The organism is Clostridium sp., from assembly GCF_047777555.1.
Classification (GTDB): Bacteria; Bacillota; Clostridia; order Clostridiales; family Clostridiaceae; genus Clostridium_H.
Map to the genome: position 1 here is coordinate 165,260 of NZ_JBKEEV010000003.1, position 21,375 is coordinate 186,634.

The window sequence follows — 21,375 nt, forward strand, 5'->3', positions numbered from 1 at the left end:
TATGAGTTTGTCTTCATTTTTTTAATTCAAATTGATTAATTTATTATAGAGTTTAAACATTAATTATTATAGAGTTTAAACTATAATGTTTTAGTGAAAGTAGGGTATATTATTAAGCTTAAAGTTTATTTTTATGCTTAATATTTTTATAATTAATTTAAATTTAAAGGCTATTTAAGTCCCATTAGTCCATCTCTAAAGATTCTTTCATCCATTAATTTAAGGTCTTCAGCAACTATTGGTGCAAATGCCATTTGGTCTAACACATCTTTTTGAAGATCTATTCCTGGTGCTATTTCAGTAAGAACTAATCCTTCTTTTCTTAATTCAAATACAGCTCTTTCTGTAATATATAGAACAGGTTGACCAACTTCTTTAGCATAGTCTCCACTGAATGTAACTTGTTCAACTTCTGGTATGAACTTCTTAACCTTTCCTTCTTTTACGATAATTAATTTACCGTCTTCAGCTTTAACTTCTAATCCACCTGCAGTAAATGTTCCGCAGTATATAACTTTCTTAGCATTTTGTGTGATATTTATGAATCCACCACATCCTGCAATCTTTGGACCAAACTTACTCACATTGATATTTCCTTTAATATCGCATTGTGCAAGTCCTAAGAATGCTACATCAAGTCCTCCTCCATCATAGAAGTCAAATTGATACGCTTGATCTAATACGGCTTCTGCATTGATTGCTCCACCAAAGTTCAATCCACCTAGAGGCACTCCTCCTACTGGACCTGCTTCAACAGTTAAAGTCATGCTATGACCAATTCCTTCTTCATTAGCTACCATAGCTACCATTTCTGGAACTCCTATACCTAGGTTTACAATTGCATCCTTAGGTAATTCCATAGCAGCTCTTCTTGCAATAAGCTTTCTTTCATTTAATCCAACTGATTGAATGTCACTTAATGGAATTGTAGTTTCTCCACAATATTCTGGCTTAAATGGTTCACCAAATGTCTGCCATGAACATTCTCCTTCTCCAACAACAACTATAGCATCCACATATATTCCAGGTATCTTAACTTGTTTTGGATCTAATGAACCATTATTAACTATCTTGTTAACCTGAACAATAACTTTTCCACCAGAAATTTTAGCTGCCTGAGCCATTGATAAAACTTCTAATGTAGCAACCTCTTTTTCAAGTGAAACATTTCCTCTTTCATCAGCGTAGCTTCCTCTAAGTAAAGCCACATTGATTGGAAAAGCCTTATATAGTAGTCTTTCATGTCCTTCTACGTTAACAACCTTAACTATATCCTCAGTAGTTTTTTCATTTAATTTTCCACCCTCAAGACGTGGATCAACAAACGTTTTCAAGCCTACATGAGTAATTGTTCCTATCTTACCAGCTGCAATGTCTCTCATTAATTGAGATATTGTACCCTGTGGTAAGTTATAAGCTTCTATTTTGTTTTCTAACGCTAACTTTTGAAGCTTTGGAGCAAGTCCCCAATGTCCGCCTATTACTTTTGCTACTAGGCCTTCGTGTCCTAAATGATTTAAGCCTTTATTCTTTGAGTCACCTTGACCTGCTGCATAAACTAATCCTAAGTTTTTTGGACATCCTTCTTTTAAAAACTTTTCTTCTATTGCAGTAGTTATGCCCTCTGGATGCACAGCGCCTAAGAAACCAGATATAGCAACCATATCTCCATCTTTAATCATTGCAATAGCTTCTTCCATAGTTTTTACCTTTGAAGCCACCTTCTTCCCCTCCTTTAATAATATTTTTTTATACTCACCTATTTATAAAGCAACTACCGTGCCAAAAATATTACATCCTTACTTTTTAGCTAAAATGCTAATTTCACTTAGTATTTTTATAATGCAATCCAATATAAATTTTATTTTTGTAAAGCTTTTCGTACACTTGATTAATTTTAAAATAAAAAAGTGTAATGTCTTCCGAACACTACACTTTTTTATACATAATTTTATGTAAGGTTTTACTTACACATTAATCTTATTATTTATTTTTTATGTTATATACTTCTTGAATCTGTATAAACCTTAACTTTCTTACAAACTTATATGCTATTCCATATTGTGCTTAGCCATCTTCTCATACAAGGTAGTTCTGCTTATATTTAATGCTTTAGCTGCCTTACTTTTATTGCCATTAAACACTCGTAAAGCATCTAATATAGCTTCTTTTTCAGCTTTATTCAAGGTATCTTCCAGCTTTTCTATAGGGCTTTCAATTATATTTCCAATTATATCTTGAGGTAAATGCTCTAATCCTATTTCTTCATCATACTCTACTAAATTTATTGCCCTTTCTAGTACATTCTCAAGTTGTCGTACATTTCCTTCCCACCTATACCTTTTCATATAATTCATAGCTTTACTGCTAATTCCGCTAATTTTTTTATCTAGCTTATTGCATATTTTATCTATTAAAAAAGATGTAAGAGTAACTATATCATCTGGTCTTTCTCTAAGAGGAGGTATATTTATAGTAACTACATTAAGCCTATAATACAAATCTTCTCTAAACTCCCCCAACTTAATCATATCCTCTAAATTTCTGTTTGTTGCTGCCACGACTCTAATATCTATGTGTTTCGTAACTACAGAGCCAATCCTCTCAACTTCCTTCTCCTGAAGAACTCTTAAAAGCTTTACTTGCATATGTAATGGCATATCTCCTATTTCATCTAAGAAAATAGTCCCTCCATCTGCTAATTCAAATTTACCAATTTTCCCTTCTTTATTAGCTCCAGTAAAAGAACCCTTCTCATAGCCAAAAAGCTCAGATTCCAATAAATCCATTGGTATAGCAGCACAATTTACCTTAACAAAATTTTCATGAGCTCGATCACTAGCATTATGAATTGCATGAGCAAAGAGTTCTTTTCCGGTTCCACTCTCTCCCTTCAAGAGGACATTAGAGTTTGTTAATGCTGCTTTTCTTGCTATATTTTTTGCTTCTTCTAATTTTTTACTATTTCCAATTATATTGCTGAAGGAATAAGTGGCACTATTGCTTTCCTTCACATAGCCACCGTATATTTGAGCATCCTTTTCTATTTTTCGTACCTTTTTATATAAAGAGTTAAAGTCTTTAATATTTCTAAATAAAACCTTACCAACGGCTCCTTGAACTTTACCTTCTTTTATTATAGGAATTCTTGTGGCTATCATATATTTCCCTTTGATCTTTTGCAATTGCGCAACCTCTGCTATCCCTGTCTTTGCCACAATGTGCATTCTTGTATTTTCTATAATATCTGTGACATGTTTACCTATTGCAGCTTCTCTATCCACTCCTAAAAATTCAGCATAAGCTGTACTTATCATGGTAATAATACCATTTGAATCTACTACAGTAATTCCATCATATACAATTTCTAATATAGTATTTAGTATTTCTCTTACGTTTCTTTCTTTATTTAACTCTTCTAACACACTTTTATATTCAGTATTATCATAGATAAGAACAACAGCGCCTATACTTTCTTTTTCAATTGATAATGGTAACTTGTCAACTATTAATTCCTTACCCTTATACTGTATCCTTACGCCTTTCTCCTTTACACTTGAGTATATAACTCTATCAATATTTAATTCTGGAAACACTTCTGCAATAGGCCGATCTAGCAGCTCTCTACTTTTTAAGTTAAGAAGTTTTTTAGCTGAATTATTAATTTCTATAATATTTCTATCAGGACTTATAATAATAATTCCGATATTTATATTATCATTTATAACTTGCATTATCTTTGGAGCATTATCAACACAAAATCTTTTCACATTTACTAACCCCTTTAATTGAATATAATTTTTATTTCTTAACCAAATAACATTAAATTTTACATAGAATAAGAACCTCAGCTAAATCGGATTTTACTTACTATGCTAATATTTTTAGCATATATGGCTTTTTAATTCACTATATCAGTTCCACAAAAATAAGGCAACTACGCTTTAAGTGTAGTGCCTTATTTTAGAGATTTCCTTTAATAGTTTTCTTATACTGCTTTAGGAGGCATAACCTTTGCTTGGCCTTCTATAACAACTTTGCCGTCTTGATTAGTTACGATTGTCTTAAGAACTAATCTGTTCTTTTCTATATTTCTTTCAATAACTTCTGCTTCTGCAGTAACTGTATCTCCCATTTTTACTGGCGCAACGAATCTTAACTCTTGGCTCATGTATATTGTTCCTGGTCCTGGAAGATACATACCAAGTACTGTTGAAATTAAGCTAGAAACTAACATGCCGTGACATATTCTGCCTTTAAACATAGTTTTTTCAGAAGCAACTTGGTCAAAATGCGCAGGGTTTAAATCTCCTGATATTCCTCCAAATAAATATACGTCACTTTCTGACATAGTTTTAGTGAATGAAGCCTTGTCTCCAATTTGAATTTGATCAATAGTCTTTCCTATCATTTAAAACACCACCTTGTGCAAGTTTTTTCAAAGTTATTTTATAAATAACCTCAAAAAAATTAACAGCAAGTTTTATACCAACTTGCTATTAATTTTATGATGTTTTATTCTTTATATATAAATGGTAGATGTGAGAAAGATGCGGCCTAATTTTCTAATATTATCTTTCTTCTCTGAAATATGCATTTCCTAATGCTAGCGGTGGTGCATTTTTCTTATTCTTTTTCATAGATACACATACTAATACAATTATAGTAACCAGATATGGAAGCATATCTATAAAATATTGAGGTATATATCTTGTTAATATTTCAAATCTAAAAGCAACTATACTCAATCCACCAAAGAGATAAGACCCAAATATAGCTTTATATGGATTCCAAGCCGCAAAGATTACAAGCGCAACTGCAATCCAGCCCCTTCCTGCAGTTACATTTTCCTGCCATGAAGGAATATATACTAAAGATAGATAAGCCCCCCCAAGTCCGCATAGTGCTCCTCCAATAAGCACATTTACATACTTGTATAAATTTACATTAATACTGGCAGCATCTGCACAGACAGGATTTTCCCCAACAGCTCTTAAATTTAATCCTTTATTTGTATTGTACAGATATATTCCTAGTATTATAGCTAATATATAACCTAAATAAACAAATGGATCATGGTTAAAAAATACAGGTCCTATAAAAGGTATATTATTTAACCCCGGAACAGGAAGAACATCGAAAAACTTATCCAGAGTGTTAGGTACCTTTTCCCCTATTAACTTCGCAGACTGACCTATTACACTTGAAAAGCCCGTACCAAATATAGTCAATGTAAGTCCAGCCACGACTTGATTTGCCCTTAATCCTATAGTTAAAAAAGCATATATTAAAGCACCAATGGCTCCTGCTGCAGCTGCTCCAATTAACGCAAGCACTGGATTTCCCGTCTTAAATCCAAGCAAAAATCCTGTAACAGCTCCCATAAGCATCATACCTTCAACACCTAGGTTTAAATTACCTACTTTTTCTGTAAGAATTTCACCTAGAGTGGCAAAAAGAAGGGGAGTTCCTGCAACAACAGCAGCACTTAGAAATATGACTATTGAATCCATTCTCCCGCCTCCTTCAAAACCTTGCTATTAGTTTTTATCTCATTATCCTTATGAAAAGTTACTCTATATTTTATAAAGAACTCACTGCCTAATACAAAGAATAATATAGTTCCTTGAAGTATGGATGCTGCAGCTGATGGTATTCCAAAAGCTACTTGAATATATGTTCCTCCTTGAACTAGAGCAGCAAACAGTATGGATGTTATAAGTATTATAGGAGCACTTAATGATGCAAGCCAGCTTATTATTATTGCAGTAAATCCAACTCCGCCTGTAACCTCAACTGATAAAGTATTACTTACAGCAGAAGCTTGAATCATGCCTACAAGCCCGCATAGTCCTCCACTTATAAATACAGCAGAGATTATGGTCTTTTTGATATTTATTCCTGCATATTTAGCAGTACTTTCACTTTCTCCAAGAACACTTATTTCATAACCCTTTTTAGAATACTTCATAAATATATATACCACTATTGTTAAAACTACAGCCATTATCCATCCAATGTGAACTCCAAGTACCTTTGGAAGTATGGCATTATCATCAAAGGATGCTATTCTTGGGAATCCTCCTGCCTTTGGATCCTTCCACAAATCAAATTGTAGAAATGTAATCCAATTTAGAGCTATATAGTTCATCATTAAAGTGACTATAGTTTCATTAGTTCCCCACTTAGTCTTCAACAAGGCTGGAATTATAGCCCAAAGTCCACCAGCAATCACTGCTGATACTGCCATAATAATCAGTAAGACAGGCTTAGGTAGATTATAAAAATTCAAAGCGAAGTAGGATGCAGCAAAGGCTCCCATTATTATCTGTCCCTCTCCCCCTATATTTTGAAACTGCATTTTAAAAGCTATAGATATTCCTAATGCGGTTATCAAAAGAGGAATTGCTTTTATAATAGTCTGTTTAATTTTATACTCAGATCCAAAAGCTCCTTCCATCATAGAAGTATATACTTTAAGAGGATTTAGTCCTAAGCTGAATATAAAAATTCCTACTACTATAAGTGACAGAACTATAGCTACAGCTTTTATTTTTATGCTGTCTTTCTTGTCTATCTCACCTTTTTTTACAATTCTAAGCATTAAGAAGCCTCCTCATCTAAGTTATTTCCTACCATGAGCATTCCTAGTTCTTCCCTTGAAGTACTCTTAGCGTCTACTACTCCAGTTATATTTCCATTGTACATAACCATAATTCTATCACATAATTCCATCAAAACATCTAAGTCTTCTCCCACAAAAATTATAGAGCTGCCTTTTTTCTTCTCTTCATTGATTAAATCGTATATGGTATAACATGTGTTTATATCTAGCCCTCTAACTGGGTATGCCATTATAAGCAGCTTAGGAGATAAGCTTAACTCTCTTCCAAGCAATATTTTCTGGATATTTCCTCCTGATAGATATTTTATAGGATAATGGATGTCAGGAGTTTTTATTTCAAGCTTTTTTACTATTTCTTTAGCTTTATTCTCAGCAGGTTTTCTATTAATAAAAAATCCCTTTTCTTTTTGATAACTCTTTAAAAGAAGGTTATCTACCATATCCATGGAGCCTACAAGTCCCATTCCAAGTCTATCTTCTGGAATAAAGCTCATGCTTATACCTTTTATTATGATTTCTCTTGCACTTTTGTTGACTATATTTTCTCCTTGAAAAATAATTTCTCCACTCTCAGACTTTTGAATTCCCGCTATAACTTCACAAAGTTCCTTTTGTCCACTTCCTGCTATTCCTGCTATTCCTAAAATTTCACCTTCATAAACCTGAAAACTTATATTTTTAATCACTTCTATTTTTTCTTCATTTAAAACCTTTAAGTCTTTTACTTCTAAAACTTTATCTTCTTTTTTAAATGGGATATTTTTTATTGATAAATCTACAGAACGTCCTACCATCAGATTAGTAAGTTCCTTAGGATTGGTTTCTATTTTATTTAATGTTCCTATTGTTTCACCTTTTCTTAAGACAGTTATTCTATCTGCCATAGCCATAACTTCATCCATCTTATGAGTAATAAATATTACAGCACAACCTTCATCTTTCATCTTTTTTACTATTTTAAATAACTTTTCGGTTTCTTGAGGAGTAAAAACAGCCGTAGGCTCATCAAGAATGAGTATATCCGCTCCTCTGTATAATACCTTTAATATTTCAAGATTCTGCTTTTCACCAACGGACATCTCATAAACATTTTTGTCTAAATTTATTTCAAGACCAAATCTCTCTATAATATCTTTAACTTTTTTTATATTTTTCTTTTTGTCTATAAATATTCCGCCCTTTTGCCCAATCATCACATTTTCTATAGCAGTCATAGTCTCTACTAATTTAAAATGTTGATATATCATTCCTATACCAGCTTTTATTGCATCCTTTGGTGACATAAAATTTTCTTCTTTTCCATGTATAAAGATAGAGCCGCTATCAGGAGTATAAACCCCTGATAGCATATTCATAAGTGTGCTTTTTCCAGCTCCATTTTCTCCCAAAAGTGCATGAACTTCTCCTCCATACACTTCTAGATTTATATTATTATTAGCTATTACCTTTCCAAATCTTTTAGTAATATTCTTCATTTGTATATAAGGAACTTTATTTTCCAGCATTTTCAACACCTTCTACATACCAATCAAAGTTTAATAATTCCTCGTCTGTCATAACCTTATCCTTAGCTACTCTTTCTGTTCCTTTATTATCTTTTATAGGTCCAACAAATATTTTATTCTTACCAGATATTATATCTTCCTTAGCTTTCTTTACTTTTTCTTCTGCGCCTTCAGGTGCATTTTTAGTAAGCGGTGCTAAATCAACTATTCCTGTCTCCATACCCTTCCAATAGCTTTCACTCTTCCAAGTTCCATCCATTATAGCTTTTATTTGTTCTACATAGTATTTTCCCCAATTCCAAACAGCTGATGTCATATTAGCATTTGGTGCTGAACTTTCCATATCAGTATCATATCCTATTGAAAATGCCCCTTTTTCCTCTGCTGCTTGTTGTGGTCCTGCTGTATCTTGATGTTGAGCAATTACATCTGCACCTTCATCTAAAAGGGCCTTTGCTGCTTCTTTTTCTTTAGCTGGATCATACCAAGTATTAGTATATTTTATTTTAACTACAGCCTTAGGATTAACTGAACGAACTCCTAATGTAAATGCATTTAACCCTCTTACAACCTCTGGTATTTCGAAAGCACCAACATATCCAATTATATTTGACTTTGTTTTCATTCCAGCAACTATACCAGATAAATATCTAGCTTGATACATTCTTCCAAAATAATTTGACATGTTTTCAGCAGTTTGATTTCCTGAGCAGTGCAAGAATTTAACATCTGGGTATTCTTGTGCTGCTTTTTTCATACCATTCATAAATCCAAAGCTTGTACCAATAATAACATTTGCACCTTCATCAATCATACTTGCAATAACATTTTGAACTTCAGCATCATCTTCTGGTACAGATTCCTTAACTATTGATGGTTGAAGGCCTAGCTCTTTTTCCATATATATTCTTCCTTGGTCATGTGCATAGCTGTATCCGCCATCCCCAACTGGTCCAACATATAAAAATCCTACTTTTATATCTTTAGCCTCTAACTTTGCTCCTGATTCACTTTCCTTTGATTGGCTGCTGTTAGACTGTGCAGCTTTTTCTCCACCTGAACTGCATCCTGTTAGTAGCACTCCTAATGTTAAGATAAAAATTAATAATATTCCTGTTAGCTTTTTCATAATTCTCCCCCTCATTTATTTTAATTTTCAAAAATAATTTTACCTTCTTCCATAGACTTTATAATGGCTAGTGACTCTAACTGAATATTTTTTTCTTGAATAATCTTTCTTCCTTCTTGAAATCCCTTTTCGATTACAATCCCTACGCCAACGACTTCTGCATTAGCTTGAGTAACTATATCTATAAGTCCAGATACTGCACTTCCTTTTGCTAGAAAATCATCTATTATCAGTACCTTATCCTCTGATGTTATGTAATTTTTGGAGACTCTTACTTTATACGATTTATTTTTTGTATATGAAAATACATCAGCTTCATAGGTTTCTTTATCCATATTGCTTCCTTCATGCTTTTTAGCAAAAACCACAGGAACATCAAAGTATTGAGCTGTTATACAAGCTATTCCTATGCCTGAGGCTTCTATGGTAAGAATTTTTGTTATCTGTTTTTTCTCAAATCTTCTTTTAAATTCTTTTCCTATTTCATTAAAAAGTTTTACATCTATTTGATGATTTAAAAAGCTGTCCACCTTTAGTATCCTTTTTTCCAAAACTCTTCCGTTAGATAAAATTCTGCTTTTTAACGCTTCCATACTATCCCCCCACATTATTATTCCATTAAAAAAACTCCCTAGAAGACTAGGGAGTTTATATTTCCAAAATTCTAAATTAACTTATAATAAATTTATAAAAATCATGAATTCATATCAGCATATAAAATAATTGAACAGAATTATTTGTCCATAGGCTAATACGAACATAAATGATTATCAAATTTAATGAATTTATTAAAGTTAACAAGTTATCATATAAACACCCGTAGTCAAACAGTTTAAGGCTGTCTGGTAGAAACGCTGGAACCATATTTCCCAGCATATACGAGTATACGAATATTATTTAATTTTTAATGCATATAATTCGTAACGTTTCTTTATATTAAATATAATAAATTATATTTAATCAAAAAGCAATACCTAATTTTTAAGCCGCAGCTAGATTTTTTCTAACTGCGGCTTGAATAATTTTAAATATCCTATAAAAGACTTTATACTATAACTTCATTATTTACTTCTTTACTCTCACTATTATATATAGATAAATCAAGTTCTTTTTCCATGTTAGACATAATTATAGTAGCTGCAGCGTCTCCAGTTATATTTACAGTGGTTCTCATCATATCTACTATTCTGTCTACACTTAACACCAAGGCAACTCCTTCAAGAGGAAGTCCTATCTGCTGAAGCACCATGGAAAGCATTACAGCTCCTGCTCCAGGAACTCCTGCTGTTCCTATAGAAGCTAATGTAGCAGTTAATATTACCATAATCATTTGGTTCATAGTAAGATCTACTCCTACTAATTGAGAAATAAATATAGCTGCTACTCCCTGCATTACAGCTGTTCCATCCATATTTATAGTAGCTCCAAGAGGTATGGTAAAGCTAGAGATAGATTTTGGAGCACCTAGTTTTTCTTCACAAGTCTCAAGGTTCATTGGAATTGTTGCATTGCTACTAGAAGTGCTGAATGCCACTAGCATAACTGGCCAAAACTTTTTATAAAACTTAATAGGATTCACTTTTCCTAAAACCCTTAAAGCTAATCCATACACAAGTACACCTTGAAGTGCTAATACTAGAGCAACTGTTAATAGGTAGTTCATAAGCGGAATCAATACCGCTGTTCCTTGAAGCATTATAACTTTTGAAATCAAAGCAAAAACTCCTATTGGAGCTGCAAGCATTATAACCCCTATCATCTTCAAAAGTACTTCATTTACTTCGGTTATTATATCTAAAAGCGGTTTTACCTTTTTTCCTATTAGGGTTATACAAATTCCAAATATAATAGCAAAAACTATTATTTGAAGCATATCTCCCTTTACCATAGCTTCAATAGGATTTGTAGGAACCATGTTAACAAAAACATCCATAATAAAAGGTGCTTCTGCAGCTTCTACACTTTCTTTAACTTGGGATAAAGAAAGAGCTGTGCCAACTCCTGGTTTTATTATACTAGCTATTCCTAAAGCTAAAGTAATTGCTAAAGCTGTTGTTAAGGTATAATATACAACTGTCCTAACTCCAACCCTTCCAAGTTTTTTTACATCTCCTATACTAGCAACTCCAGTTATCAAAGAACAAAGCACAAGAGGAACTACTAACATTTTTATGGCTCTTAAAAATATATCTCCTAAAGGTGATAAAACCCATTTGCTTAGCCCACTATTTACTGTCGTGGAAAAAAATGCATTAGCCACTAATCCAAAGATTATACCAAAAGCTAGTGATAAAAGTATTTTAGTAGCTAATGACATTTTTTTATGTCGTTTCATTCGCATCCCCCCATAAAAAAGATTTTAATTTGTACTTAAACATTCATTTTCATAATAATTATATCATACATTTACAGATTTTTCAATATGATATGAATTTTTAAAATTATATTTCCTTCATAATTGTATAACTTATGAATAACACTTTATTTTATTCTTTCATAAGTTGTTTTAATGAAAATATATATTGATTTCCTATTTTAGGGGCAACATTTATTTTATGAAACAAAACTTATACATTGTTTTTAATATCTAAAAGTCTACTAAGCTGGTCTTTTCTCTTCATTAATACATGGTTTAATATCTAACTTTTTATTGAACAAAATCATTATAGCATTAGCTAAAAGCACTATCATAGTAATATAAAACACATCTTTAATTCCATAAGATGCAGCTACACTGCTGCCAATAAGTGGTCCTATTAAATTCCCTAAAAATGTAGAAGCTGAATTAAATCCAAATGCTGTAGCCTGTAATTCTTCGGGAGCTTTCAGTTTTACTAATACATTTAATGATGGTATCATGCCGCCAATAAACAGCCCTAAAAGAAATCGTCCAACAAGCAAAACAGTAATATTTTTTGCCAAAGCTTGAGGAATATACATGCATACTGCTGCACAAAAAGACAATATTAAAACCTTACGCTGACCAATACGATCACCTAATCTTCCCAAAGTTGGCGCACCAATAAGATTAGCAACACCGCTTATTGCAACAACAAGACCAGCAATCGTAGCTAGATGCGCACCTGTATATAAGGTTTTCGCATAGATTGAAACTATAGGCTCAATACTCATCATGCCAATTTGAGTAACTGTAGAAGCTAAAAATACTGGAAACAAGGGTTTTAATTTCATAAGATTATCTATTATATTGCTTTCAACAACCTCTTTAGGTTCATGCTGTTCTTGCACAAATATCATAACAATAACACTAGCAAGTATAAGCAAGCTGCCTGTTAAGAAAAATACAGTACGAAATCCAAAGACTTCAGCAAGTACACCTCCAATTAGCGGGCCAATTAGATTTCCAGCAACAGACCCGGTTTGAAGCATGCCAAGAGCTCGTCCTGCATCTTCATTAGGTGTTATAGAAGCTTGTAATGAAACAGACATAGATATAAATCCAGAAAAGACTCCATTAAGCAAGCGAAGCAAAAGCAATTGTTTTACTGAGCTAACAGCACCCATCAATGTGGTCACTATTCCCATACCCATTCCAGCACGTAAAAGGTTTATTTTACGACCATGCTTATCTGCAACTCTTCCCCAAATTGGTTGAAAAATAACGGACGTTACGTATTGTGCAGAGAATACCCATCCTGCCCATCGCTCAACACTCTGCAGTTGGTGTACTCCAAGTTTCTCAATGTATAATGGAAGAAACGGAATTACCAAACTCATGCCAGCGGTAACAAAAAAATTTGACACCCATAGTATTCCAAGCGTGCGTTTCCACTTCAATTTTAGTACATCTCCTTTTTAAAGCTACTAATCATAATCCAATAAGATAATAGACAAGTATAACTTTTATAAATTTATATAATTATAATAAAGAACATTCTTATAAAATATAGATACAAACAGAGACCGCAATTGCGGTCTTGGTTGATCAAAGAACTGTTATATTTAGTGATAATGACCATAAAGTAGTATACCACTTTATTTATTTTAACGTCAATTTTAGCTTCCTCTTCTGCAAATCTAAATATTTCATTACTAAATGAAACTTTTTTCAGATTTGACCAGAGAAATCTAAAATTCTCTTATGATATTTATAATTTTCTGTAATGCTTCCTCTGTTGCTGGTCCGTACACTCCATCTTCAGTAAGCGGTGCTCTTGTTTGAGTAATCTTGTTATACCACTTCTGAAATTCTAGGCAATAATTAACAGTATATTTATTTCCTTTAACTTCAGTTTCTACTTTAATGGTTTGTCCAGTTATTCCCTCTGCTATAGCTTTGGCAATCTTGCTAACTCCAACTTTTCTGTACAAGGCTGCATCCACATTGCTGTCTACGAAACATACTTCTATTATATTAGCTGGCATTCTAGTGCTTCTTAGTTCGTAAAGTCCTCTAGTGTCTATCTTAGCTCCTCGGTTAGTAAAACCTAATTCAGCTATTTTACTTGCTATTTTTGCAGCCATAAGCTTTCCCTTAGAACTTCCATTATAGTATAAGACTTCTGTACCTTGTCCACCTCCAGCGTTAAGGTGAATGGAGCAAAAATAGTCTGCTCCCCAGCTGTTGGCTTTAGATACTCCAAAATACAAATCTTCAGCACTTGTAGATGTTTTATTAGGTGTTACATCTAATACCTCATGTCCAAGCTTTTTAAGATATTCTATAACCTTAACATAAATCTTTCTATCTTCTGCAACTTCATTTAATATTCCTGAAGCTCCTGGTACTCCATAATTGTGTCCTCCTCTAATAGCTATTTTCATACATTATTCCTCCTTTTTTTCAACAGTTTGTTTTAGCATATGATTAACATAAACAATTACTAAAACTCCCTGCATAATATCATATGCATTAAAATTCATGATTGATATACCTTCTGATATTAATAAAATATGCAGCATATGAAGAGAAATATATGTTATTTCACACAAAAAAGCCTTTCAAAATATTGGAAAGGCTTTTTTACTTTAACTATTTTTTTACCTATATCTTAAATTTCAACACCATTTCATGAAGTTTCTGTGCAAGTTTTGCCTGTTCTTCTGCAGCTAAAACCATTTGTTCTACTGCTTTTGATGTTTCCCCAATATTTTCTGATATTGTTTCTGCATGTTCTGAAGACCTCTGCGAAACTTCTGCCATGTTTTGTGCCGAATCACTTACTTGTCCAATTGTTGCAGTAACTTCTTCAGACATAGATGCTATCTCTTCTGACATAGCGCTTACAAATTCTGCATCACTATAATATTGATTTCCCAGATTCATAAATTCATCAAATTCTGGCCTTACATTTTCATTTATAAACTTTAATACATCATTACTGTTCTTGGATAGATTTCCAAATGCGCTTTGGACCTTTACAATAGTATCCTGAATACCTGCTACTGCCTCAGAAGATTGCTCTGCAAGTTTTCTAACTTCTTCTGCTACCACAGAAAAGCCCCTGCCTTCTTCTCCAGCTCTAGCTGCCTCAATAGCTGCATTTAGCGCAAGCAAATTAGTTTGTTCTGCTATACTTGCAATTGTGTCTGCCATAATCTTTATATTATCTACAATCTTACCTTCTTCAATTGCCTTTAACATGTTTTCTTTCTTTTCTGCATATAGTTCTCTAGCTCCTTTTATAGCTTCTTTTCCTTTCTTAACAACCTTATTAGCTCTTTCTTTAGATTCACTTGCATTATTGCTTCCTTCCATAGCTTTGCCAGATAATTCATTAATGCTTGAATCTACCTCTTCTACAGAAGCAGCTATTTCTTCTGAAGCTGCACTACTTTCTTGAATTCCAGCTACTATACTTCGAAGTGCAACATCTATTTCCTGAGTTTTTTCCGATATTTCTTGTACTGTAGCAGAAAGTTCTTCACTTGATGCACTCATATTCTGTGAATCATTAATTATTAGTTTTACTAAGTCGCTTATATTATTTTGAGCAATATTTAAAGCTTCGCCTATTTGTCCAACTTCGTCTTTACTTGTAATAGTAATTGGAGTTGAGAAATCATAATTAGATAGCCTTTTAGCAAAATCTTTAACCATTATTAATGAGTTTGCTATTCTTTTACTTAAAATACTTGATAAAATAGCTCCTAGAATTAATGCTCCTACAAATAAGACTATACTAATTACTATGCTTTGCATCAAATCTGATTTTATAATAGCTTGCTTATCAGCTATTATTTTATCGATATCATTTACATAATTACCTGTACCTATTACCCAATTAAAAGGAGCATATAATTTACTGTATCCTCTTTTAGGTAATGCTGTTGTTTCTCCTTCCTTTGGAAACCAAAAATCTGTATAACCACCATCTTCTTTTTTGCCATTCTCAATTATTTCCTTTATAAGATATTTACCTTTAGCATCTTTTAAATTTAACCTATTAGTTCCTTCAGTTTCAGAACCATATAGCACAACATTCACACCATCAGTAGTATCTGCCCAGAAATAACCATCATCACCAAACCTTAGACCCCTTAATAAATCTGCACTTAGCTTTTTAGCTTGTTCAACAGTAAGTTCTCCTGTTTTGGTCTTTTTATTTATTTCATCTATCATAGAAATCGCAATTTCAACTTCTTCCTTTATCTTTTTATCGTAGTCATCATTTAAAGCTTCCTTTTCAGAAGATAACAATTTAGTAGTAGTTTTAATATTTTTATAAGTTATAGTACCACTTATAATTATTCCTGTAATAAAGACTATTAATAATGTTAACATGGTTATTTTATAACTTATCTTCTTCATATTTGTGTCCCCCTAATTTATTAATAATATTGTCCTCAGCAAACTCCACAAAATCATTTAACGTAAACGATTCCAAGAAAAAATGCCTTAACATAAATAAAACAGAAATTTATTAAACTTTTAAATATGTCATGTAGTTCTATTTATTACATATTGTATCATATTATTTATTAAAATTGTAAAATTTTTAAACATTTTTTGAGAATGATTACAATAATCAGAATAATAGGAATAAATATATATTAATTGTTGGATAAGTATGAATATCTCCATCTTAAAGTAAAAATTATCACTTTAATTGCCTATATAATGCCATAAGCCCCTTCTAAAATTTCATTTAAATATATTACTAAATAGAAATTCTAAAAAAATAAATGTGTATTTATAGACAAACATGTAAAAAATTAGAGAAACTGCATTGTTACAAGTCCTCCAACTTTATAATTAACCACCTTTCTAGTAAAAAAATTATAATTATGAAATACTCTTCTTTTTTACAATTCTTGATTTAACCCATTATATATTTAGTACAATAACAATTGTTATTTAATAAGTACTATACCATGATTTTATATTTATATGAATATTTGTTAAAAGATGAATATTATATAATAGCTTTGTATTATCGTATAATTTTTTGTCACATTTTGACTATTTAGTCAACCCAATTAATGTTCATATATAAGTTTTATTTTTCTGCCTTTCCTATTACTCTGTGCCATAAATCTTTCTCCAAAAAACTTCCTTCTACACTTTCCTCCATATCCATAAACATCTTATAAGGAACAGAAAATGAAAGCATATCGGCTTCAACCATAGGACGTACTGTAATATCAATTAATCCCACTACTGCTCTTGGATTTTCCTTCTTAGATTCAGCATAGGGAATAAGGAAAATAGACTGGCATCCTGAGGAAAATGGTATCATAACATTTTCATACCCTGGTCTATAGTAATTTGCAAGTACCGTAAGGGCTGATAACTGATTAGGATTAACATAGAATATAATTAATTCAGGTTTTTCTTTAGCAGCATCAACTTGTGACAAAGGTTTAAAGATAACATACTGGTATGGAATATCAGTTATTGGTAAACACTTAACAAAGTCATCTCCTAATTCTGGATTTTTCATATATCCTTCTCCTTCAAATTTACCTTCCTTACCAACTGTTAAAAAATACTCGATTCCATTTGGATAATTAGGAAATTGCCCAAACCCAAATCCTACTTTACCACCATTACATGTTACAGTTTTACGTTCAAAAACTGAAGTTTTTCCCTTTGCTGCAGCAATAAATAATGGAATTGTGCAGCTTCTATGCCCTTCTTTCCCTTGAAGTGCTCCTTCAGGCTTTTCATTGCTAAGTAAGAATGCTACTGGTTCATAACTCAAGCTTAAACTTTTAACTAAAGAACTATCCATATCATTCTCACCACTTTCTTTTAAATACAATGCTATACATAAAACTTAGCTGCCATCACAACTAATATTATCTTTACTAAACCTTATGGTTTAATAAAACCATATGTATATGATCTTCCCATCTCCCATTTATTTTTAAATATTTGTATGCCAATCCCTCGTTATAAAATCCTAACTTTTCAACCACCCTTAAAGAACGCTTATTCTTAGGCATTATATTTGCTTCAATTCTATGCAATCCAAATTCATTAAACATAATTTCAATACCCTTTCGAATTGCCTCAGTTATATAACCTTTATTTACTTCTTCCTTGTCTAACTTGTAACCAAGATGGCAGGATAGAAAGGCCCCCATCACAATATTATTAAAACCAACAGAATCTATTCCTATATTCTCATCATCTTTTTTGAAAACCCATAGCCTAAAAGATCTTTTATTTTCAGTATCATATAACTCTTTATCTAATTGTTCTTCCTGATATTTATTCGTATAAAATTCTTCATTCTTAACTGTATCTAACTTTCTTATAAAAATACTGGGATTAAAAGATGTTTTTTTATAGCCTTAGAACTTCTCACATCTGAAGCTATGCCACCTATTGAGGTTTTCTTGTAACCATTGACAGCAAAGGATTTAAGTGCGTCATCTATAGTACTCCGAGAAAATATTTTTAGTAATGTATGGGTACACTTGGTATAACTATCCTTCATGTTATATAATTTTTGTAACTTAATATAAATATTAACTATAGGGGGATTTACATGAAAAATAAAAATTTAAGATTACTAAAATTAACTGAAACTGCATTATTTGCAGCCTTATGTTTTATATCTTTCACATTTATTCAAATTAAAATTCCAGTACCAGGAGCTGGTGCAACCTCCTTCCACGTAGGAAATGCTTTCTGTGTATTAGCTGCCTTAATTCTTGGAGGATGGTATGGAGGTTTAGCTGGAGCTATAGGAATGACCATAGCAGATATATTGGATCCTATATATATTTTATCAGCACCTAAAACCTTCCTATTAAAGCTATGTATTGGTTTAATAACAGGCTTAGTTGCTCATAATTACGCTAAGATAAATAATAGCAATGATAAAAGATATGTGTTTAAATGGGTACTTATTGCTTCAAGTTGTGGATTAACCTTTAATGTTGTTTTTGATCCTATTATAGGGTACTTTTACAAACAATACATTTTAGGGCAGCCTCAGAAAGCAGCATCAATTCTAGCAAAGCTAAGTGCAGTGACTACCTTTGTTAATGCAATAGTATCTATAATATTAGTAACTCTGATTTATAATGCTTTAATGCCAGCTCTAAAAAAATCAGGGCTTTTAATATCAGAAGAAAAAAAGTAAATTTCTCCCTAATAAACTAGATTTATTTTGTAAATATTACGCTTGTTGCAAACATAAATATTATACCATATAAAATAATATTTACTTTCTACTAGTCTCTGTATATTATTATTGATAACACCATGTTTAAAATTGGTACAGATATAATTTAATTATCTTTTCAGTGCATATTGCTGATAACGGGATGTTAATAAAAATAAGAATAAAAAGCGAAATCTTATTCATTAACTTAGTAAAGGTATATTTTTTGCCCATTAAAATTTTCTATTCTGAAGATTTATGCCAATTTCCCAACATCTTTAAATTGTTATGCTAATAATATTATATACCTATAAGAAATAAATACGAAACAATAATATATAAAAAATAAGAGAACTATACTAAATCTAAGTTTAGTTTAGTTTAGTTCTCTCTTATTACTTTTTATATTTAATTCTTTTTACCACACATTACGGTAAAATCTACTGTTATATTCTCTAAGCCAATATTAAAAGCTCTTTGAATTTTATCCTTTGAGGCATTCCATGACAATGGCGTCATTTTTATTAGTCGTTCAAGATATTCTTTGTCTAATTCTACAGTATATAGAATCTGCTGCTCATGTATCATATGGAAGTTATTATTAAAATGTCTCAAAACTTTCTCATTTGAATATTCTTGTTTATCCGTTTTACCATAGAATAATCCTCTTAATTCTTTAAGGTGACTGCTTCCTGGGACGACTTTAATAAGTATTCCTCTATCTGATATAGTCCTGTTAAATTCGGAATAATTTGAAGGGGATAGAATGTTAAGTATCACATCAAATTTCTTATTCATAAATGGAATTTTAGCTAAATCCCCAACACACCATATGTTATCCGGATATTCTTTTGAAGCAATTTTTATTCCTTCTTTGGAAATATCAATTCCTATACCATCAAATTTAATCCTACTCTTATCATTCAATTTATTAATAACTTGATTAAGGTGAGAGCCCTCGCCACAACCAGCATCTATATCATGCTTTTTTTACGATACATTACTTATATACTTAATATTATTTCCTTACTTGCTCCACCATGGCTCAAAAAAAGGTTCTTTGTCAAATGGTGTTTGAAGCAATTTTTATTCCTTCTTTGGAAATATCAATTCCTATACCATCAAATTTAATCCTACTCTTATCATTCAATTTATTAATAACTTGATTAAGGTGAGAGCCCTCGCCACAACCAGCATCTAATATCATGCTTTTTTTACAGGATACATTACTTATATACCTTAATATTATTTCACTTACTTGCTCCACCATTGGCTCAAAAAAACTGTTTTTGCATACGATATTTCTTGATTTTAACATTTCTTTATCATACTGCGTTTTTACAGAATTCAGTAAAAAGTTCACATATCCAGTTTTAGATAAATCAAAACAATGATTCTTAGAACAAATTAAACTTTTCAAATTATAAAGATCCATTTTGTTGCCACATATAGGACATTTAAATAATTCAATATTTTCCTGGATTTTATTTTTAGACATAAAAAATACACCTCATTCATTCGTAGTTTATAGGAAATGAAAAATGTACAGCACAAATAAACTCAGCCAAAATACCTTGGTTGAGGTTAGTTTTTGTTCCGTACTTCATTACCTTAAACGTCTGAATGAGATGCCCATATATATCCTCCGTAAAACATATTTTATTTATGACTATATTAAACTAATATAATCCATAATTATGATAACATGTAACAAAATTTCTGTCAAAAATGTGAGTAATACAAGAGCATTACATATTAATTAAAATTGTCCAAGCCTTATTATATTACTATATAATGCTATTTTTCATTTCTATTATCATCTTTATAAGTCTTAATACGGCTGAATTGATTAGATTATGCATCTCTTTTAAATGCAAGAATACATTTTTATATTCTTCCGGCACCTTTCTGATCAATTTTTACTCTTCACCAAATTTAGATTCTATTAATTTAACTAAAGCATCTATAGCTTCATTTTCATCTGGTCCATCTGCAGTAATTGTAACTTCACTCCCACAAGCTATAGCTAAACTAAGTAGACTTATTAAAGACTTTGCATTACCTTTGTTATTACCATTTTCTATGGTAATATTTGATTTAAAATTTGCTGCAATTTTAATAAATAAAGAAGCTGGTCTTGCATGTATGCCTGATTTATTAGTTATTGTTACACTTTTAATTACCATATTAAATCCTCCTAAAATTTATATTAGTTAAAATTTTTGTACCATTTTTCTTTTATTATCAATGGTTAAACTTTCGTAGATAAAAACAATTCAATTTTTCTATTTTTAAACATATATATGTAAAAATTCTTTTTTCCTATAATTCTATGTCTTAGCATTTCAGTTACTTTATTGTCACAGATTTTTTCTATATCATTTCATAAACATCCTCATATTTAAAAAAAGCACTGGGGCCTGATCACCCCAGCAGGTTTTATCAACTTACTACAATTAATATATTCCATCTTTAATCTTGATAGAGCTGAGAACCTCTTAAAAAGATTTAAATGAAACTGTTAAACATTAATTTTTT

Annotated in this window: 19 protein-coding genes and 1 riboswitch; of the genes, 1 reads left to right on the forward strand and 18 read right to left on the reverse strand. The window is 31.5% G+C overall.

Features of this window, described 5'->3' with window-relative positions:
• Nucleotides 1–170: 170 nt before the first annotated feature.
• From ACFWTK_RS06750 to ACFWTK_RS06815, 14 genes are all read right to left on the reverse strand, one after another.
• Entirely contained in the window at nucleotides 171–1,721 is a 1,551-nt protein-coding gene (locus tag ACFWTK_RS06750; RefSeq protein WP_415875287.1) for an acyl CoA:acetate/3-ketoacid CoA transferase, read from the reverse strand.
• 330 nt (nucleotides 1,722–2,051) lie between these two features.
• On the reverse strand, nucleotides 2,052–3,734 hold the full coding sequence (locus ACFWTK_RS06755) for a sigma 54-interacting transcriptional regulator (RefSeq protein ID WP_415875487.1): 1,683 nt from the start codon (nucleotides 3,732–3,734) through the stop codon (nucleotides 2,052–2,054).
• Between the two features lie 254 nt (nucleotides 3,735–3,988).
• Nucleotides 3,989–4,411 carry a MaoC family dehydratase gene (locus ACFWTK_RS06760; RefSeq protein ID WP_415875288.1) on the reverse strand — a complete coding sequence of 141 codons (423 nt, stop codon included), beginning with the start codon at nucleotides 4,409–4,411 and terminating at the stop codon, nucleotides 3,989–3,991.
• Between the two features lie 160 nt (nucleotides 4,412–4,571).
• Nucleotides 4,572–5,513 carry an ABC transporter permease gene (locus ACFWTK_RS06765; RefSeq protein WP_415875289.1) on the reverse strand — a complete coding sequence of 314 codons (942 nt, stop codon included), beginning with the start codon at nucleotides 5,511–5,513 and terminating at the stop codon, nucleotides 4,572–4,574.
• Complete coding sequence (locus tag ACFWTK_RS06770) at nucleotides 5,501–6,604, reverse strand: ABC transporter permease (RefSeq protein WP_415875290.1); 1,104 nt, start codon at nucleotides 6,602–6,604, stop codon at nucleotides 5,501–5,503. The genes ACFWTK_RS06765 and ACFWTK_RS06770 overlap by 13 nt, the downstream gene beginning before the upstream one ends.
• Nucleotides 6,604–8,130 carry an ABC transporter ATP-binding protein gene (locus tag ACFWTK_RS06775; protein WP_415875291.1) on the reverse strand — a complete coding sequence of 509 codons (1,527 nt, stop codon included), beginning with the start codon at nucleotides 8,128–8,130 and terminating at the stop codon, nucleotides 6,604–6,606. The genes ACFWTK_RS06770 and ACFWTK_RS06775 overlap by 1 nt, the downstream gene beginning before the upstream one ends.
• A complete protein-coding gene (locus ACFWTK_RS06780; protein ID WP_415875292.1) occupies nucleotides 8,117–9,259 on the reverse strand; it encodes a BMP family ABC transporter substrate-binding protein in 1,143 nt (380 codons plus the stop codon). The genes ACFWTK_RS06775 and ACFWTK_RS06780 overlap by 14 nt, the downstream gene beginning before the upstream one ends.
• Before the next feature lie 20 nt (nucleotides 9,260–9,279).
• Complete coding sequence (locus ACFWTK_RS06785) at nucleotides 9,280–9,852, reverse strand: xanthine phosphoribosyltransferase (RefSeq protein WP_415875293.1); 573 nt, start codon at nucleotides 9,850–9,852, stop codon at nucleotides 9,280–9,282.
• Nucleotides 9,853–10,059: 207 nt separating this feature from the next.
• A riboswitch (purine riboswitch) is annotated at nucleotides 10,060–10,161 on the reverse strand.
• A 143-nt stretch (nucleotides 10,162–10,304) separates the two neighbouring features.
• Entirely contained in the window at nucleotides 10,305–11,594 is a 1,290-nt protein-coding gene (locus ACFWTK_RS06790; protein ID WP_415875294.1) for a dicarboxylate/amino acid:cation symporter, read from the reverse strand.
• Nucleotides 11,595–11,857: 263 nt separating this feature from the next.
• Nucleotides 11,858–13,024: an MFS transporter gene (locus tag ACFWTK_RS06795; RefSeq protein ID WP_415875488.1), complete on the reverse strand. Its 1,167-nt coding sequence runs from the start codon at nucleotides 13,022–13,024 to the stop codon at nucleotides 11,858–11,860.
• Nucleotides 13,025–13,348: 324 nt separating this feature from the next.
• Nucleotides 13,349–14,044, reverse strand: coding sequence for an N-acetylmuramoyl-L-alanine amidase (locus tag ACFWTK_RS06800; RefSeq protein WP_415875295.1), 696 nt, complete (start codon nucleotides 14,042–14,044; stop codon nucleotides 13,349–13,351).
• A gap of 220 nt (nucleotides 14,045–14,264) precedes the next feature.
• Nucleotides 14,265–16,031: a methyl-accepting chemotaxis protein gene (locus ACFWTK_RS06805; protein ID WP_415875296.1), complete on the reverse strand. Its 1,767-nt coding sequence runs from the start codon at nucleotides 16,029–16,031 to the stop codon at nucleotides 14,265–14,267.
• Between the two features lie 688 nt (nucleotides 16,032–16,719).
• Nucleotides 16,720–17,454: a DUF169 domain-containing protein gene (locus ACFWTK_RS06810; RefSeq protein WP_415875297.1), complete on the reverse strand. Its 735-nt coding sequence runs from the start codon at nucleotides 17,452–17,454 to the stop codon at nucleotides 16,720–16,722.
• Nucleotides 17,455–17,530: 76 nt separating this feature from the next.
• Nucleotides 17,531–17,989 (reverse strand): GNAT family N-acetyltransferase, encoded by a 459-nt coding sequence (locus ACFWTK_RS06815; protein ID WP_415875489.1) that lies wholly within the window; start codon nucleotides 17,987–17,989, stop codon nucleotides 17,531–17,533.
• 227 nt (nucleotides 17,990–18,216) lie between these two features.
• On the opposite strand from ACFWTK_RS06815, the gene ACFWTK_RS06820 reads away from it, so the two are divergent.
• Nucleotides 18,217–18,816 carry an ECF transporter S component gene (locus ACFWTK_RS06820; protein ID WP_061857896.1) on the forward strand — a complete coding sequence of 200 codons (600 nt, stop codon included), beginning with the start codon at nucleotides 18,217–18,219 and terminating at the stop codon, nucleotides 18,814–18,816.
• A gap of 429 nt (nucleotides 18,817–19,245) precedes the next feature.
• Here the strand turns inward: ACFWTK_RS06820 and ACFWTK_RS06825 are convergent, their stop codons facing one another.
• The 4 genes from ACFWTK_RS06825 to ACFWTK_RS06840 form a co-directional block, all read right to left on the reverse strand.
• Nucleotides 19,246–19,815, reverse strand: a complete 570-nt coding sequence (locus ACFWTK_RS06825; protein ID WP_415875490.1) for a methyltransferase domain-containing protein — start codon at nucleotides 19,813–19,815, stop codon at nucleotides 19,246–19,248.
• Nucleotides 19,816–19,900: 85 nt separating this feature from the next.
• Nucleotides 19,901–20,335, reverse strand: coding sequence for a putative RNA methyltransferase (locus ACFWTK_RS06830; protein WP_415875298.1), 435 nt, complete (start codon nucleotides 20,333–20,335; stop codon nucleotides 19,901–19,903).
• A gap of 289 nt (nucleotides 20,336–20,624) precedes the next feature.
• The gene (locus ACFWTK_RS06835) at nucleotides 20,625–20,753 is read right to left on the reverse strand and encodes a hypothetical protein (protein WP_273091983.1); all 129 of its coding nucleotides are present in this window, start codon (nucleotides 20,751–20,753) and stop codon (nucleotides 20,625–20,627) included.
• Between the two features lie 3 nt (nucleotides 20,754–20,756).
• Nucleotides 20,757–21,023 carry an HPr family phosphocarrier protein gene (locus tag ACFWTK_RS06840; RefSeq protein WP_061857898.1) on the reverse strand — a complete coding sequence of 89 codons (267 nt, stop codon included), beginning with the start codon at nucleotides 21,021–21,023 and terminating at the stop codon, nucleotides 20,757–20,759.
• Nucleotides 21,024–21,375: the final 352 nt, after the last annotated feature.

What these genes read in the sequence shown, in the direction of transcription:
- ACFWTK_RS06755 (WP_415875487.1), bottom strand. Translation starts at nt 3,734, where the DNA reads ATGCAAGTTATAAATGATAATATAAATATCGGAATTATTATTATAAGT.
- ACFWTK_RS06760 (WP_415875288.1), bottom strand. Translation starts at nt 4,411, where the DNA reads ATGATAGGAAAGACTATTGATCAAATTCAAATTGGAGACAAGGCTTCA.
- ACFWTK_RS06765 (WP_415875289.1), bottom strand. Translation starts at nt 5,513, where the DNA reads ATGGATTCAATAGTCATATTTCTAAGTGCTGCTGTTGTTGCAGGAACT.
- ACFWTK_RS06770 (WP_415875290.1), bottom strand. Translation starts at nt 6,604, where the DNA reads ATGCTTAGAATTGTAAAAAAAGGTGAGATAGACAAGAAAGACAGCATA.
- ACFWTK_RS06775 (WP_415875291.1), bottom strand. Translation starts at nt 8,130, where the DNA reads ATGCTGGAAAATAAAGTTCCTTATATACAAATGAAGAATATTACTAAA.
- ACFWTK_RS06780 (WP_415875292.1), bottom strand. Translation starts at nt 9,259, where the DNA reads ATGAAAAAGCTAACAGGAATATTATTAATTTTTATCTTAACATTAGGA.
- ACFWTK_RS06785 (WP_415875293.1), bottom strand. Translation starts at nt 9,852, where the DNA reads ATGGAAGCGTTAAAAAGCAGAATTTTATCTAACGGAAGAGTTTTGGAA.
- ACFWTK_RS06790 (WP_415875294.1), bottom strand. Translation starts at nt 11,594, where the DNA reads ATGAAACGACATAAAAAAATGTCATTAGCTACTAAAATACTTTTATCA.
- ACFWTK_RS06800 (WP_415875295.1), bottom strand. Translation starts at nt 14,044, where the DNA reads ATGAAAATAGCTATTAGAGGAGGACACAATTATGGAGTACCAGGAGCT.
- ACFWTK_RS06805 (WP_415875296.1), bottom strand. Translation starts at nt 16,031, where the DNA reads ATGAAGAAGATAAGTTATAAAATAACCATGTTAACATTATTAATAGTC.
- ACFWTK_RS06810 (WP_415875297.1), bottom strand. Translation starts at nt 17,454, where the DNA reads ATGGATAGTTCTTTAGTTAAAAGTTTAAGCTTGAGTTATGAACCAGTA.
- ACFWTK_RS06820 (WP_061857896.1), top strand. Translation starts at nt 18,217, where the DNA reads ATGAAAAATAAAAATTTAAGATTACTAAAATTAACTGAAACTGCATTA.
- ACFWTK_RS06830 (WP_415875298.1), bottom strand. Translation starts at nt 20,335, where the DNA reads ATGTCTAAAAATAAAATCCAGGAAAATATTGAATTATTTAAATGTCCT.
- ACFWTK_RS06840 (WP_061857898.1), bottom strand. Translation starts at nt 21,023, where the DNA reads ATGGTAATTAAAAGTGTAACAATAACTAATAAATCAGGCATACATGCA.